General features: G+C 62.3%; 12 protein-coding genes and 1 pseudogene. 2 read left to right on the forward strand and 11 right to left on the reverse strand.

Annotated features, from left to right (window positions below):
* From V7066_RS24175 to V7066_RS24225, 11 genes and pseudogenes are all read right to left on the reverse strand, one after another.
* A pseudogene (locus tag V7066_RS24175) lies at positions 1-689 on the reverse strand (acetyl-CoA C-acyltransferase); the annotation flags it as partial.
* 36 nt (positions 690-725) lie between these two features.
* Positions 726-1,565, reverse strand: a complete 840-nt coding sequence (locus V7066_RS24180; protein WP_334185517.1) for an SDR family oxidoreductase — start codon at positions 1,563-1,565, stop codon at positions 726-728.
* Positions 1,566-1,576: 11 nt separating this feature from the next.
* Positions 1,577-3,388 (reverse strand): acyl-CoA dehydrogenase, encoded by a 1,812-nt coding sequence (locus tag V7066_RS24185; protein WP_334185518.1) that lies wholly within the window; start codon positions 3,386-3,388, stop codon positions 1,577-1,579.
* Between the two features lie 176 nt (positions 3,389-3,564).
* On the reverse strand, positions 3,565-4,278 hold the full coding sequence (locus tag V7066_RS24190) for a GntR family transcriptional regulator (RefSeq protein ID WP_334185519.1): 714 nt from the start codon (positions 4,276-4,278) through the stop codon (positions 3,565-3,567).
* 130 nt (positions 4,279-4,408) lie between these two features.
* Positions 4,409-5,260, reverse strand: a complete 852-nt coding sequence (locus V7066_RS24195) for an HpcH/HpaI aldolase/citrate lyase family protein (protein ID WP_334185520.1) — start codon at positions 5,258-5,260, stop codon at positions 4,409-4,411.
* Positions 5,260-5,712, reverse strand: a complete 453-nt coding sequence (locus tag V7066_RS24200; protein WP_334185527.1) for a MaoC family dehydratase — start codon at positions 5,710-5,712, stop codon at positions 5,260-5,262. Before V7066_RS24200 ends, V7066_RS24195 begins: the two co-directional genes overlap by 1 nt.
* A complete protein-coding gene (locus V7066_RS24205; protein WP_334185521.1) occupies positions 5,712-7,553 on the reverse strand; it encodes an acetyl/propionyl/methylcrotonyl-CoA carboxylase subunit alpha in 1,842 nt (613 codons plus the stop codon). The genes V7066_RS24200 and V7066_RS24205 overlap by 1 nt, the downstream gene beginning before the upstream one ends.
* A gap of 4 nt (positions 7,554-7,557) precedes the next feature.
* Complete coding sequence (locus V7066_RS24210) at positions 7,558-8,361, reverse strand: enoyl-CoA hydratase/isomerase family protein (protein WP_334185522.1); 804 nt, start codon at positions 8,359-8,361, stop codon at positions 7,558-7,560.
* Positions 8,358-9,359, reverse strand: a complete 1,002-nt coding sequence (gene bioB, locus V7066_RS24215) for a biotin synthase BioB (RefSeq protein WP_334185523.1) — start codon at positions 9,357-9,359, stop codon at positions 8,358-8,360. The genes V7066_RS24210 and bioB overlap by 4 nt, the downstream gene beginning before the upstream one ends.
* 2 nt (positions 9,360-9,361) lie before the next feature.
* Positions 9,362-10,960, reverse strand: coding sequence for a carboxyl transferase domain-containing protein (locus V7066_RS24220; protein ID WP_334185524.1), 1,599 nt, complete (start codon positions 10,958-10,960; stop codon positions 9,362-9,364).
* A complete protein-coding gene (locus V7066_RS24225) occupies positions 10,957-12,078 on the reverse strand; it encodes an isovaleryl-CoA dehydrogenase (protein ID WP_334185528.1) in 1,122 nt (373 codons plus the stop codon). The genes V7066_RS24220 and V7066_RS24225 overlap by 4 nt, the downstream gene beginning before the upstream one ends.
* Before the next feature lie 145 nt (positions 12,079-12,223).
* On the opposite strand from V7066_RS24225, the gene V7066_RS24230 reads away from it, so the two are divergent.
* Together V7066_RS24230 and V7066_RS24235 are read left to right on the forward strand one after the other, a co-directional pair.
* Positions 12,224-13,084, forward strand: coding sequence for a LysR family transcriptional regulator (locus tag V7066_RS24230; protein WP_334185525.1), 861 nt, complete (start codon positions 12,224-12,226; stop codon positions 13,082-13,084).
* A gap of 816 nt (positions 13,085-13,900) precedes the next feature.
* Positions 13,901-14,611 (forward strand): hypothetical protein, encoded by a 711-nt coding sequence (locus V7066_RS24235; protein WP_334185526.1) that lies wholly within the window; start codon positions 13,901-13,903, stop codon positions 14,609-14,611.
* Positions 14,612-14,635 lie beyond the last annotated feature (24 nt).

Raw genomic sequence — 14,635 nt, forward strand, 5'->3', positions numbered from 1 at the left:
TCCATGGTCGTGCCGAGTCGCAGCCCCTCGTCGGCCGAAAGCGTCACTTGCCTTTGACTCGTTTCGCCCGATAGCTTGTCACTCACGAGCATCGAGGTTGTCAGCGGAACGATTTCGTCATCGAAGGCGCCCGCCGCCGCCGCCGCCGCCGTGCGCGCGTGGGATTGCACGCCGAGCTCGTCCTGCGCTTCGCGCGAAACGCCATAGCGGCGCGCGACCATCTCGGCGGTCTCGAGCATGCTCATATAGAGTGCCGGCCGATGCTCGACGACCCAGGGATCGAAGGCCTTGTGCATGTTCATCTGCGCGTTCTGGACCAGCGAGATCGATTCGACGCCGCCGGCAACGACGACATCCATCCCGTCGTGCAAAATTTGCTTGGCACCGGTTGCGAGCGCCATCAAGCCGGAGGCGCATTGTCGATCCATGCTCATGCCCGACACCGACGTCGGCATGCCGGCACGGATCGCCGCCTGGCGCGCGATATTGGAGCCGGTCGCACCTTGCTGGAGCGCGCAACCCAGCACCACATCTTCTACATCGCCTGGTTCCAGGCCCGCGCGCTGGACGGCGTGGATTATGGCGTGGGCGGCGAGCGCCTGGGGCTGGGTATCGTTGAAGGCGCCCCGATAGGCCTTGCCGATCGGGGTGCGGGCAACCGAAACGATGACGGCTTCACGGGAAGGCATAGTGGTTGTCTCCTGAACGGGTGGGCGGAGTGGCGGTCACTCGGCCTTGAGGGCCGGATCGACAAAGATGTCGATTTCCAGATCTTGGTCGGGATCGAAGCGATAGTGCGCGAAATCCGTGACGCCTTCCTCGCGTAGCACATCTTCGTCGAGGACGAAGTTGCCGGTGTAAGCGCGCGCATCGCGCTTGAAGATGGCGTAGGCGGCATCCGCCATGATCTCGGGACGGCGCGAGCGGCGCATCAACGCCTCGCCGCCCAACGCAAACTCGACAGCAGCGGTCGCGATCGTGGTCTTGGGCCAGAGCGTGTTGACAGCGACGCCCTCGCCGCGAAACTCCTCGGCCATGCCGAACGCCACCATCGACATGCCATATTTGCTCAGCGTGTAGGGCAGGTGCTGCGCGAACCAGTCGGCGCGCATCGTCAGCGGCGGCGAGAGGTTGAGGACATGCGCATTGGCGCTCTTGCGCAGGAAGGGCAGGCAAGCGCGCGAGACCAAGAAGGTGCCGCGCATGTTGATCTGCTGAATGAGATCGAAGCGCTTGACCTCGATGTCTTCGGACTTCGCTAGATTGATCGCGGAGGCATTGTTCACGCAGATGTCGATCCCGCCAAAATGGGCGGCGGCTTGCGCCACCGCTTGCTCGACCGCGTCGGCATCGCGTACGTCAAGCAGAAGGGGCAGCGCGTTCCCTCCGGCCTCCATGATCGCGGCAGCTGCCGTGTGGATCGTCCCTTCAAGCTTGGGATGGGGTTCGGCCGTCTTGGCGGCGATCACCACATTGGCGCCGTCTCGCGCCGCGCGAAGGGCGATTGCGAGGCCAATGCCGCGGCTGCCGCCGGTGATGAAGAGGGTTTTGCCGGTCAGGGACATTATGATGTCTTTCAGAATTGATCGAGAGGCATGGCGAGCACGAGATCGGAACCAGCCTCAACGGGCTGGAGCCAAACCGCGACCTTGGGAAGCTCGGTCTCGGCGAAGAAGCGGCAGGCGGTAATCCGTCCTGCAAGGAAGGCGTCGGAGAAGCTGTCGGCCTTGCTTTCGTGCATCTGTGTTGCCGCGATCGCCTGTTCGAGCCACAGCCAGCCAACGGCGATCTGGCCGAAGGCGAACAGGAAGGGCGTACCGTGGGCGAGCGCGCGGTTGTCGTCGGCTTCGGCGAGCAGCACAGCAACGGCGCGGTCCGTAGCTCCGAGCGCAGCGGCCAGCGAAGCGGCGGCATCTGCCAGGGCGGGGATGCCCTGAGCCTCCCCGATCGTCGAACGGATGTCGCATGCCAGAGCCGCGAATGCCTTGCCGCCGTCCCGGCGTATCTTTCGTCCGACAAGGTCGAGGCCCTGGATCCCGGTGGTGCCCTCGTGGATCGGGTTCAGCCGGTTGTCCCGATACAGCAGCTCGATCTCGAAATCGCGCGTATAGCCGGACCCGCCATGAATCTGCAGCGCATGGTGAAGCGAGAGTTGCGCCCATTCCGAAGGCCAGCTCTTGGTGACGGGAGTGAGCAGCGCCAATTTCTCCGCTGCGGCTGCGCGCTCCTCCGCGCTCTCGGCCGTCTTCTCGTCGTCAAGCAGGCGGGCAGAATACAGCACGAGTGCAGCCGCACCCTGTGAAATCGCCTTTTGCGCCAGCAGCATCCTCCGGACGTCGGCATGTTCGATGATCGGCACCTGCGGTCCCGCGCCACCGCCCGTATGTCGGCCTTGCACGCGCTCCCGGGCATAATCGAGCGACATCTGATAGCCCCGGCAGGCTAGCATGGCGGCAGCAAGACCGACCGAGGTGCGCGCCTCATTCATCATGTGGAACATTTGCGGCAGGCCCTGGCCGACCTCGCCGACCAGCCAGCCGATCGCGCCGGCTCTGCCGTCTGGCGCGTACCGGCCTTCGCCGAAATTGAGTGCGGTGTTGGGGAGGCCGCGATAGCCCATCTTGTGATTGAGACCGGCTACGGTCACATCGTTGCGCTGCCCGTCGGGCAGCAGCTTGGGCACCACGAACAGCGAGATTCCGCGCGTGCCCGTGGGAAGGTTGCCGTTCACGTCCGGAACCTTCGCCAGCACGAGGTGGACGATATTTTCAGTGACGTCATGATCTCCAGCCGAGATCCACATCTTGTTCCCGGAAATGCGAAAACGCTGCCCAAGCCCGTCCTCGCCATCCGGTACCGCCCGCGTACGGATATCACCGAGCGATGACCCCGCATGCGGTTCGGAAAGGCACATCGTGCCCATCATCGCGCCGGCAATCTGGGGCTCGGCGAAGGCGACCTTCTGGGCCGGATTGGCATAGGTGCAGAGCAGCCGCGCATTGCCTATCGTCAGCAAGGGGAAAGAAGCCGTTGCCAAATTGCCGGCCATAAGCATGCCGAGCGCGGCCGTATGCACCAGATGCGGAAGCTGGAGGCCACCATGCTCGGCATCGAACACGGTGCTGAACAAGCCGGCTTGCGCGACCAGTCGCACCGCGCGGGCAACATCCTCGAGTACGAAGACATCGCCATTGCTGTCGATCCTGGGTTCGGTGAGATCCGACGCGCGCAGATGCGGGGCGAGCTCGTTTTCCGCGATGCGAGCGGCTGTCTCCAATACCGATCGCGCATCCTCCTCGGAGCATTGCTCGAAGCGATCACGCAACAGCAGGTCCGGCAGGCGGAGCCAGCCGAGCATGAACTCGAAATCCCTCTGATCGACGATCATAGCCTCTCCATCCTTTGATCGTCATACTATTTGGCATGACTATTGTCTGTCAATGCGAAAGCAGCCCGCGACTGAAGCCGTGGATGTTTTTTTGAAGAGGATCAGTTGGCGGGACGCACGAATGAACTGGACCAGTCACCGCAGTCGCACTCGGCGTGGACCGTTAGCCGAAGGGGCTAAACGCCTCGCCTGGCAAAAGCGCGGTCGGGCAGAGCCGCGATCCGCGCGCGGGTATAACCCACATGATCCCGTCCGGCCTGTTCCGCACGCGCCGGATCGCCAGACAAGATGGCGTCGGTGAGCGCAGCATAGTCGGTGAGCGCCGTCGAATCGGCGGCATTCTGGAAGCGGCGCAGTTGGACCCGCATGATGTGAACCTGTGCCGCGGGAAACAATCGCTGCAATTCCGCATTGCCACTGAGCCGGACGATACAGCGATAATAATCCTCGCGCGCCTGGACGAACCGCGTGAACTCGTCGAACGAGGTTGGCGGCTGCAGCCGGTCGTGATGGATGCGCAGGATATCGCCGGCCTTTCCGTCGCGAACGGTGTCGGCGGCGCCACGAGCCGCCAGGCCGAGCAGAAGCTCGACGATGTCGAGCAGGGCCCCGACTTCCTGACGGGTCAGCAGACGAACTTGCGCGCCGCGATTGGGAATGATGGTGACGACACCGCTGGAGGCAAGGCGGTGAAGCACTTCGCGGATCGTGCCTCGTCCGGCATCGAACTGGCGCATGAGGTCGGGCGCGGCCAGCCGCTGACCGGGGATGATGGTGTCCTCGTAGATGGCCCGCAGGATACCGCGGTAGACGCGATCGAACGGGCTCTGGGTCTCCTTTTGGTCGGATTGCGTGGTCTCAACCAGGCTGCCGATGTCGCTACTGGGCATTCAGGTCCCTCGGATCGCACAAAACCATCAGCGATTTATGGCTGATGACATGTAGAAAAGATTCCAAGGGGAATGCCCGATCGATGCAGGGGCATCAACCGTCGGCGTTTGCGCAGCACCGCGCTATTGATCAGCCGGCAAGCGAGAGAATATGCCGTGCCTGCTTGAGGTGCGGCGCATCGACCATCTTTCCGTCGATCTGGAGAACGCCCGCCTGCGGATTTGCCGCGAAGGCATCTACGATGGCTCGAGCGCGCGCGACCTCTTCGGTCGACGGCGTGAAGGCGGCGTTGACAGCCGCGACCTGTGACGGGTGGATCGCCATCATGCCGGTAAAACCGTCACGCCGTGCGCGCGCTGCATAAGCAGCGAGGCCCGTCTCGTCGTCGATCGCCGGGAACACGGTGTCGATCGCTGCGACGCCCGCGCTGTGCGCCGCGAACAGAGTCAGCGCGCGCACCATCTCATAGGGCGCCGTATAGCGCCCATCCTCCTCTCGGCTGGTTGTCGCGCCGATCGCGGCTGGCAGATCCTCGGCACCCCAGGTCAGGCCGATGAGCCGGTCTCTTACGTCGCGATAGCTGCCGAGGGTGAAGATTGCGGTCGGAGTTTCCGTGGCGATAGGCAGGATCGGTGGAAGTGGCTCGCTTCCTGAAAATGCACTGCCCAGGATCGTGTCTAGATCGGCGATGCTGCGCGCGCCTTCTGCCTTGGGTAGCATGATGGCATCGGGCCGTACCTGAGCGAACGCCGCGAGATCTTCGGCGGTCATATGTCCGTCAAGCGGATTGACGCGGACCATGGTGAAGGCCGCGCGCGCACCGGACAGATAGTTCGCCACCGCGGCGCGCGCGGCCGCCTTGTTGGCGAGCGCTACCGAATCCTCAAGATCGAGGATGATCGCGTCTGCCCCCGATGCGGCCGCCTTGGCGAAGCGCTCGGGCCGATCGCTGGGCACGAAGAGGAGCGATCGCAGGCGCATCACAGGTCTTTCTTCCGGATCAGGGCGGATCGTTCGCACTGGCAGACGATCTCGTCGCGCTGATTGATCGCGCGATGGAGCAAGGTCACGATGCCCGCATTGGGCCGCGATTTCGATTCTTTGAGGCCGATGACCTCGCTCGTCACATGGAGGGTGTCGCCGATGAATACTGGCTTGGGCATCACCAGTCTTTCATAGCCGAGATTGGCGATGAGCGCTCCGAGCGTTGTGTCACCGACCGACAGCCCGATCATCAGGCTGAAGGTGAAGGTGCCGTTGACAAGAATCTGACCGAACTCCGACGCCTTGGCCGCCTCGATGTCGAGGTGCAGTGGCTGCGGATTATGGGTCATGGTGGTGAAAAGGAGATTGTCGGTCTCGGTCACCGTGCGGCGGATGTCGTGAAGGAGCGTGTCGCCGATCGCCCATTCGTCGAAGAACTTCCCAGCCATCATGCGCTCTCCTGTTCGATCCGCACGAGCAGCGCTTCGACCTGGACCTGGGCGCCAAGGGTGGCATTGAGCTCGGCGACCCTCCCGTCCAATGGCGCTGTCAGGCTGTGCTCCATCTTCATCGCTTCGAGCGTCAGCAATTTTTGGCCCTTGGTGACGAAGTCGCCTGTGGCAACATCGACGGCAATGACCCTTCCCGGCATGGGCGAGAGAATATTGCCGTCACCCGGACCGCCGCCCGTACTGCCCTCGGCACGCCAGGGGGTGAGCTGCCAGACCGCGCCGCGCTCGGTCACGACGGTCGCGAGCGCGGGCTGCGCGGAACCCGGACCCTCAAGCGTTACCTCGACGGGCTTGCCGTCGAGCAGGAAGGGTGCGGTGCGAGCGACAGGCGCGTTCAACCGGAAGCCTGTCTGCACCGAATGCGCAACCAGTGTCATGGCGGCATCACTCAACACTTTTGCCGATGGTACAGATTCGACGGTCATCGCATCGCCGTCGCGGCCGATCAGGCCCGTGTCGACCGTGCCCGCGATGAAATCCGGATGGTCAAGCGCGCGGATCAGAAAGACCGCGTTGGTCTTGACCGGCCAAACCGCACTCGTCCCCAGCATGTCAGAGAGCGACCGCCGCGCTTCGTTGCGATCATTCCCGTGCGCGATGACTTTCGCGATCATCGGGTCGTAGAAGGGCGAGACCTTGGCGCCCTGATAGACGCCGGTGTCGATGCGGCCGAGATGCTCGGGAAGCTGGAACAACTCGAGCGTGCCGATGCTGGGCAAGAAGCCCTTTGCGGGATCCTCCGCATAAAGGCGTGCTTCCATTGCCCAACCTTCGATCGCAAGTTCGTCCTGTGTTAGCGGGATCGGCTCGCCCGCCGCGACCCGAAGCTGCCATTCGACCAAGTCGACACCGGTAATCTCTTCTGTCACCGGATGCTCGACTTGCAGCCGCGTATTCATCTCCATGAACCAGATGCGGTCGGCGCGAAGACCTTCCGAGGCATCGGCGATGAACTCGATCGTGCCGGCACCGACATAATCGACCGCCTTCGCGGCACGCACAGCGGCGGCGCACAGCTGCGAGCGTGTCGCCTCGTTCATGCCGGGAGCAGGGGCTTCCTCGATCACCTTTTGATGGCGGCGCTGGAGCGAGCAATCGCGTTCAAACAGATGCACGACATTGCCGTGGGTGTCGCCAAACACCTGCACCTCGATATGGCGCGGGGTGAGGATATATTTTTCGATCAGCACATGGTCGTTGCCGAACGAGGCGGCCGCCTCGCGCTGGCACGAGGCAAGCGCGTCGGCGAAGTCACCTGGCGCGTCCACCTTGCGCATCCCCTTGCCGCCGCCGCCCGCGACCGCCTTGATAAGGACCGGATAGCCGATCTGCGCGGCCTGTTCGGCGAGATAGGCCGGATCCTGATTCTCGCCCATATAGCCGGGCGTCACCGGGACGCCGGCCTCGGCCATGAGCTTCTTGGCGGCGTCCTTCAGTCCCATCGCGGTGATCGACGAAGGGTTCGGTCCGACCCATACCAGCCCCGCGTCGAGCACGGCCTGTGCGAACCCGGCATTCTCCGACAGGAAGCCATAGCCTGGATGAATCGCCTTGGCGCCGGTCGTCCTCGCTGCGGCGATGATCTTCTCAGCCACAAGGTAGCTCTCGCGTGCCGGCGACGGCCCGATATGCACGGCCTCATCGGCCTCGCGGACATGCAGCGCTTTGGCGTCGGCGTCCGAATAGACCGCGACGGTACGGATGCCCATTGCGCGCGCTGTCCGGATGATGCGGCAGGCGATTTCGCCGCGGTTGGCGATAAGGAGGGAAGCGATCATAGGTTCAGTCCTGACGAAATTGGTTCGACCCGAAGACAGGTGCGCGCTTTTCGAGGAAAGCGGCGATGCCTTCGCGGCCGTCATCCGAGCGGACCGCAGCGGCAATCCCCCGCGCCTCAAGCTCCATTTGGGTTTCGAGTCCATTGCCCGGACTGGCTAGCAGAAGGGACTTGATCGCGGCGTGCGATCCTCTGGCGCCGGTAGCGAGATGCTGGCAGAGCGCCTCGGCTTCTCCAGCCAAAGTCTCATCGGTCACGATCTGAGTGACGATTCCCCAATCGGCTGCTTCTTGCGCGGAAAGTCTGCGGTTAGTGTGGAGCAGTTCCTGCGCCCGGCGCAAGCCCACTAGCCGGGGCAGATAATAGGTCGCGCTGCCGTCGGGACACAGGCCCGCCGCGACGTAAGCGGTGGCGAAGCTTGCCGATCGGGCCGCCAGGACATGGTCTCCAACCAACGCGAGGCTGAAACCCGCGCCCGCGGCAGGTCCATTGACCGCGATCACCAGCGGCGCATCCATCCGCGCGAAAGTGGCGATGGCGTCATGCAGTGCATCGGCCACTTCCTTGACCATGGCGGAGGCGTCGTCGCCGGAGGCCGCCATCACCCTGAGGTCGCCGCCGGCGCAGAATAATCTGCCTTTTCCGGTGAGGAGCACGACACGGATTTCGGGCATGTCGCACAGCCGCGCAGCATGGGCCAGTTCGCGCGCAAGCTCGAACGTGATAGCATTGCCTGCGTCGGGGCGGTTCAACGTGATCCGTGCAATGGGCCCGTCGCGCTCGAACTCGATCGCTTCAAAGCCGTTCATGCGGCAGTCTCCCATCGTTCTGTCGATACCTCGCAGCCCATCGCAACCAGGCCGAGTTTGTCCAAAAGCGCGGCATCCTTGTCGTCACCGGCGTTCGCCGCCGTGAGCAGCTTGTCGCCGGTGAAGATGCTGTTCGCGCCGGCCATGAAGCAAAGCGCCTGGCACGCGTCCGACATGCTTTCGCGGCCAGCGGAGAGTCGCACCATCGACTGCGGCATCACAATGCGCGCGACGGCTACGGTGCGGACGAACTCCACCTCGTCGATCTTCGCCAGCGGTGTGTCCTTGAGCATATCGCCCAGCACCGTGCCCTCGACCGGCACCAGTGCGTTGATCGGCACGCTTTCGGGGTGCGGCATGGTGGCCAGCGCGTGGAGGAAGCCGATGCGGTCGTTACGTGTCTCGCCCATGCCGACGATACCGCCGCAGCACACGTTGATGCCGGCGTTGCGGACATTCTCCAGCGTCTCGATCCGGTCCGCAAACGTGCGGGTGGTGATGACGTTGGCGTAGTTCTCCGGCGACGTATCGATGTTATGGTTGTAATAATCGAGGCCGGCGTCGGCGAGCTGCTTCGCCTGCCCCTCGTTCAGCATACCCAGCGTCATGCAGGTTTCCATGCCCATCTGGCGCACGCCCTGAATCATCGCAACGAGCTTCGGCATGTCGCGCTGTTTGGGGCTGCGCCAGGCCGCGCCCATGCAGAAGCGGCCCGAGCCGCGATCCTTGGCCTGCGTGGCGGCCTGCAGCACCGCCTGCACGTCCATCAGCTTGGTCGCCTCGAGGCCGCTGTCGGCCTCCTTCGACTGCGAGCAATAGCCGCAATCCTCCGGGCAGCCGCTGGTCTTGATCGAGAGCAGCGTCGAAAGCTGCAGTTCGTTGCGCGGATGGTTGGCGCGATGAATCGATTGCGCTTCGAACATCAGGTCGTTGAAGGGCATATCGAACAGCGCGGCGATCTCGTCGCGAGTCCAGTCGGTGCGGACAACAGCGCTCATCGTCACATCCTGAAAAGGCCGAACCCGCGATCCTCGATCGGGGCGCCGAGCGTTGCAGCAAAGGCCAGGGCCAGCACATCGCGTGTCTGGGCGGGGTCGATGATGCCATCGTCCCACAGGCGCGCGGTTGCGTGATAGGGATTGCCCTCATCCTCATATTTCTGGCGGATCGGCGCCTTGAAGGCCTCGGCCTGTTCGGGCGTCCATTTGTCCGCGTCACGATGGACAGTCGCCAGCACCGACGCCGCCTGCTCGCCGCCCATCACGGAGATACGCGCATTGGGCCAGGTGAACAGGAAACGGGGAGAGTAGGCGCGGCCGCACATGCCGTAATTGCCCGCCCCGAAGCTGCCGCCGATCAGCACGGTGATCTTCGGAACAGTGGCCGTGGCGACCGCCGTCACCAGCTTCGCGCCATGCTTGGCGATGCCCTCGGCCTCATATTTGCCGCCGACCATGAAACCCGAGATATTCTGGAGGAAAAGCAGTGGCACGCGCCTCTGTTGCGCCAGCTCGATGAAATGTGCGCCTTTGACCGCGCTTTCGCTGAACAGCACCCCGTTATTGGCGAGGATCGCGATGGGAATGCCACAGATATGCGCGAAGCCGCAGACCAAAGTAGTACCGTAATTCGCCTTGAACGCGTGAAACTCGGACGCGTCGACGATCCGCGCGATCACCTCATGTACGTCGTAAGGCGCGCGAACGTCCTGCGGGATGATACCATAAAGGTCTTCCGCATCATATTTAGGCGGGAGCGGCGCCTTCATCGCGAGATCGAAGCTATCGTCCACTCCAAAAGTTGAAACGATATCGCGCACGATCGTCAGCGCATGTTCGTCATTCTCGGCGAGATGGTCGACGACGCCCGACTTCTTCGCGTGAAGGTCGCCGCCGCCCAGATCCTCGGCGCTGATCTCCTCGCCCGTGGCCGCCTTCACCAACGGCGGTCCGGCAAGGAAAATCGTGCCTTGGTTGCGAACGATGACCGTTTCGTCGCTCATGGCCGGGACGTAGGCGCCGCCCGCGGTGCAGCTTCCCATCACGCAGGCGATTTGCGGGATTCGCTTCGCCGACATGTTGGCCTGGTTGAAGAAGATGCGTCCGAAATGATCCCGGTCGGGAAACACCTGATCCTGGTGCGGCAGGTTCGCGCCACCTGAGTCGACCAGGTAGATGCAGGGCAGGCGGTTTGTCTCGGCGATCTCCTGCGCGCGCAAATGCTTTTTGACCGTCATCGGATAGTAGGTGCCACCCTTCACCGTCGCATCGTTGCAGACGATCATGACTTGCCGCCCGGATACATGTCCGATGCCCGCAATCACGCCCGCGCCGGGCACTTCGCCTGCATACATGTCACCGGCCGCGAGCTGGCCAATCTCGAGAAAGGGCGAGCCCGGATCGAGCAGCCGCTCGACGCGCTCGCGCGGGAGGAGTTTGCCGCGGGCGGTGTGCCGCTCGCGCGCCTTCTCATTGCCGCCCAGCGCAGCTTGCGCGACCTGCGCGTAAAGAGCATCGCGCAACCCGCGATTGTGCATGGTGTTGGCGCGAAACATGTCGCTTCCCGCATCGACCATCGTTTCCAAGACCGGGGCGCTCATCCTTCGTTTCCGATCAGTTCGCGGCCGATCAGCATGCGACGAATCTCGTTGGTGCCGGCACCGATGTCGAGCAGCTTGGCATCACGCCAGTAGCGCTCGACCGGCCAGTCCTTCGTATAGCCCGCGCCGCCCAAAGCCTGGATCGCCTCGCCGGCGACCTTAACGGCGCTTTCGCTCGCCAGCAGGATCGCGCCCGCCGCGTCGAAGCGCGTCGTCTGCCCCGCATCGCACGCCTTGGCGACATTATAGACATAGGACCGCGCCGATTGCAGCGCGACGTACATGTCGGCGACCTTCGCCTGCATGAGCTGGAACGATCCGATCGGCTTGCCGAACTGCCTGCGTTCGCGGACATAGGGGATGACGGTGTCGAGGCATGCCTGCATAAGGCCCAGTTGGATGCCGGAGAGGACGACGCGCTCATAATCGAGCCCCGATATCAGTACACCGACGCCGCCATTTTCCGGGCCCATGATCTGTTCTTCGGGCACTTCGCAATCGGTGAACACCAGTTCGGCCGTTGGCGATCCGCGCATGCCGAGTTTGTCGATCTTCTGCCCGATGGCGAAGCCCGGCGTATCCTTTTCGATCAGAAACGCGGTAATACCACGCGATCCCGCGTTGGGCGCTGTCTTGGCGTAGACGACGAGCGTGTCCGCATATGCCGCGTTGGTGATCCAGAATTTTGTGCCGTTGAGGATGAAGCGGTCGCCTTTCTTCTCGGCCTTGAGTTTCATCGATACCACGTCGCTGCCTGCGCCGGCCTCCGACATGGCGAGACTTCCGACATGCTCGCCCGAAATCAGCTTGGGGAGATATTTTGCCTTCTGCTGGGCATTGCCCCAGCGCCGGATCTGATTGACGCACAGATTCGAATGCGCGCCATAAGAGAGGCCGATCGCGGCGCTCGCGCGGCTCACCTCCTCAACAGCAATGACATGTTCAAGATAGCCGAGGCCGAGGCCGCCTTGGTCTTCCTCGACTGTAATGCCGTGCAATCCTAGTTCGCCCATCCGCGTCCAGAGCAAGTCTCGCGGAAACCAGTCATCGGCGTCCGCCCTCGCAGCCAGCGGGGCGATCTGCTCGTCCGCAAAGCGGGCCGTAGTTTCACGGAGCATGTCCGCATTTTCGCCGAGGGCGAAGTCGAAATTGGGGGTAGCGCGCACGTTCTAGCATCCTCATATGCGAAAACCGCCTAACCTAAGCATACCGCAAAACGAATGAGAAATTGATATTTAACTACCAACAGCATAGATTTAATCTATGATAAGCCGACAACATATCCGCCAGTTTCTGGCCGTCGTCGATGCTGGGAGCTTCTCTCGAGCTGCCATGGCAATCGGTGTAACCCAGCCGACCTTGAGCGCCGGGATCGCGGAATTCGAGCGCCAGATCGGATCGGCACTCTTTATACGTGAGCGCAGGGCAATCCGGCTGACGTCGGCAGGCAATCGATTGCTTTCTCTGGCGCGCGCCATCGATCGCGATTTTCGCCTCATTGAAACCACGGACCACTACGCATCGACACCCCAGCGCCCCTTTCGTCTAGGTCTGCTACAAACGCTATCAACCAGGATGATCGAAGGCATCGTCTGCACATTCCGTCTTGAGCAGCCTTTGATTGTTGTGGAGGGACCGGATCGAGATCTTCGCGAAAAACTGCTGTCTCGAAAAATTGACGCGGCAATTACGCTCGCTCGCGCCGGAGATAATCAGGAAACTACCGTAATGATATATGAGGAAGACTATCGGATGATGCTCCCGGAGAGCCATCGCTTCGCGGACAGAGCGTTGCTGGAAGCCAGCGAACTTGCGGAAGAGGTCATGATCGTCCGGCGCCATTGCGAAATACTTCCTGAAACCAGTCGCTTCTTCACTGAACGAGGTGTCAGACCACTGTTCAGTTTTAGGTCCGTCAATGACGATCGCTGCATGTCCATGGTGGCGGCTGGCCTGGGAATCACGACGGCACCAACTTCCCTGGCGCGGCCCGGCGTCATCGCTGTGCCCCTTTCAGGCTACGACTTTTGCAGGACGATCTGTCTGTTGCACCCTCGCAACCCTCTAATCAGTTCTTCAATCTATGAGAGCCTTCGGGAAGCCTGCGAGATCGTGATGGCATAGATTCCCCACATTTCCAGTGGAGGGGTTTAGCGCAGACGCTCTTGCCTGGCTCCACGAGGTCAAGCGATACAAGTTGGAACGTCGCTGACTGCAAAGCGCTGCTAGCTGTGGCCGCGATTGCCCCTGTGTCGAACCAGGACATCGGAAAGCATTAGGCATTTACCACAGCCTGACCTCCGAGCCCCAGCGAAGCCGCGATGCATCTGTGGCGCAGCACTCCAGCCAGAGGTTCGGAAGCGATACGTTCGTGTCCTGACCTGCCACCCAGTACTAAAGTTGGCAAGAATGTCAGCGAGGACTGGCTTTAACTCCTATCAAACTATGATGTTATCCACGCCGCTTCATGACATCGCGTGGGTGCTCAGTGAGGAGCGCGCAATGCGTTTTGCCATTTTTGTAGGGTCGGACCGACTGCGGTCCCGGTCGCAACTGCAGCGATGATCCTTCGCCGTCCAGTCGAGAAGAACCGTGCGCCAAAAGCGTATCTCGACGCAATATGGCATCTTCGTCCGCAGCCAGATGTAGCGTCAGCACTCTCCGATCGGTTCACCAGGGGAGGGGGGGGGGAGTGCGGCGAGGGGGGGACCACGAGTTGGGTTCGCGTCGCGCTTTCCTGGGCAGCTTGCCTTGGCCGGACGACGTAAATCCTCGCCACGATGCCGCAGTCTCGCCTAGGCTATTCGTATGGCCTGCGAATGCGGACTGACGATCGTGCGCACCGAATCCATCCCGATGGGCGAATCATCCTCGTGCATCTGGAAACGGAACCATCCGCGGTTTCGTCGACCCAGTTCGACGAACGGAAGGCACGGCGCGATGCGCGTCAATCTTAAGGGTGTCCACAAGGCTCGCAAGAAACTCGCGAGCGGGCTCTTCGCGACCTACTATCATGCATGGCGTGGCGGCCCCCGGATCGCAGCCGGGTTCGGAACGTCCGAATTCCACCAGGCTTACGTCGCGGCTCATGAATCGCGATCTCGCAAACCGGTCGACACATTGAACGCCGTTTTCCGCGCCTTCGAGCAATCTTCGGATTACACCTCGCTCGCCGATCGGACGCGCAAGGGTTATGCGAAGCAACTCCGGCATATCGAGATCGAATTCGGCGATTTCCCGATTTTGGCCCTCAGCGATCGGCGCATCCGCAGCGAATTCTTGGCATGGCGAGACAAGGTGGGGAAGACCTCAGAGCGAACGGCGGATTATCGATTCGCTATCCTCGCGCGCGTTCTCGCCTGGGCGCTAGACCGGGGCTCTAAGTCAGCCTGCAGCGGCATTCAGGTCTATCAGATTGGCGCTTTCAGCTTGTGTCGGTATCGGTGGTTGCGAGCCCCCGCAACCATTCGAAATTGCCTATCGCCCTCCGGGCCCGACGATCCCCCCGAACCCGCCTTCTTCCTGGCGGGTTTTTTGCGTTCTGCGGCGATCGTCAGGATACCGGCCAAGTCGCCTTGGACATCGATAACCAATTCATCTCCATCAGGCGTCAGGACAATCGTAACCGTCCGATTGGGACCGCCTGCCTGATGGCGCGATAATCTCTTAAGAGAC

The sequence above is a fragment of the Novosphingobium sp. genome (assembly GCF_036820275.1).
Classification (GTDB): domain Bacteria; phylum Pseudomonadota; class Alphaproteobacteria; order Sphingomonadales; family Sphingomonadaceae; genus Novosphingobium.